We start from the raw sequence: 1164 nt of genomic DNA, 5'->3' as shown, positions 1-1164 counted from the left end.
GACCACCGGATGCTGATGGACCTGCGCACTGAACTGGCCAAGAACGTTGCGGCCTGGTCCGCGCGCACCGGCACCCCGCACGGGGTCGTCCACACCAAGCTCCGGACGGTCTGCGGCGGCCCGGCCGTGGCGCAGGCCAACGAGGAGCAGCTGCAGACGCGCCTGCGGAAGCTCCAGGACTGGTTCATCGGCCGGAAGTAGCTGGTCCCGGCCGTTCCCTGGCCGGGGCTACGGGCAGGTCAGGGAGCGCCGGGGTTGGCTGAGCCGTCGTCCACCGCGGTGCCGGAAGCCGGTGCAATCCTGTCATTGGCCAGGGTTTTACGCCGGCGGTAGACCTGGACCCCGATGGCTGCGGGGACCACGGCCAAAGCGACCGCCCGCATCCATGGCCGGTCCAGGACATGACCGGTGAGCGCATCCAGGGAGAAGAGTCCGGGCCCTCCAAGGGTGAACGAGGCCGCGGCCAGGCCCAGCACCGCCGGGTACTCGAGGCCGCCCTCTGTGGCGAAGAAGCCGTTGGGAGCGTGGACGCTCGCCGCGACACCCATCGTGGTTGCGGCGGCGGCGCCGGCGGCCGGAGTGGCCAGCCCCAGGGCGAGGGCAAAACCCGCGCCTGCCTCACCCACGCCGGCGAGTATGGCGCTGGGTGTTGCGGGGCGGAAGCCCATGGCGTGCATGCCCTTGCTGGTGCCTTCGATCCCTCCTCCGCCGAACCACCCGAAGAGTTTTTGGGATCCGTGGGCGATGAGTACGCCTCCGAGGGCGACCCGGAAAAGGGTCTGCGCGGCGGCGGCAGCCACAGGCCTGGTCGTTGCATGGCTCATTAGAGTCCTCCTTGCGTTAGCCGTGCCGCTGCACTGGCTGGCTCCCACTGTCCAGCATGATTCTACGTCGGCGACATGAATCGATCACAGGAAGGGGCGTGAATGGCCAGAGCGCCGGAGGTCCTTCCGGGCCCAGGCCGCCCCGGCGTCGGCGCAGTAGTGGACCGTCCCGTCGGCGACCCCCTGCGGCCGGGGCCAGCGAACGTGGCTAACCGCAATACCGTTCAGTTAATAATTAGTATGTGTACTTGAGGATTTTGGGTGGGTTGCGGATGCTGGGCATGGTGCGCGCGTTTGGCGGCCCATTTGATGACCTTGCGTTTGACTACCCGGGGATTGG

At 68.1% G+C, this 1164-nt stretch carries 1 protein-coding gene and 1 pseudogene; one reads left to right on the top strand and one right to left on the bottom strand.

The annotated features are described in order from the left end of the window. Positions 1-201 (top strand): annotated as a pseudogene (locus tag J9611_RS20255) (ATP-dependent helicase); the annotation flags it as partial. 38 nt (positions 202-239) lie between these two features. On the opposite strand, the gene J9611_RS20250 reads toward J9611_RS20255, so the two are convergent. After that, positions 240-824, bottom strand: coding sequence for a DoxX family protein (locus tag J9611_RS20250; protein WP_211882893.1), 585 nt, complete (start codon positions 822-824; stop codon positions 240-242). Between the last annotated feature and the right edge of the window lie 340 nt (positions 825-1164).

The sequence above is a fragment of the Pseudarthrobacter albicanus genome (assembly GCF_018224015.1).
In the GTDB taxonomy this organism is placed as follows: domain Bacteria; phylum Actinomycetota; class Actinomycetes; order Actinomycetales; family Micrococcaceae; genus Arthrobacter; species Arthrobacter albicanus.
The sequence above is the reverse complement of the archived record's forward strand: the minus strand, read 5'-3'. Positions and strand labels throughout refer to the sequence as shown.

Bases quoted from the DNA above. Each gene is read 5' to 3' on its own strand.
- J9611_RS20250 (WP_211882893.1), bottom strand. From the start codon at position 824: ATGAGCCATGCAACGACCAGGCCTGTGGCTGCCGCCGCCGCGCAGACC.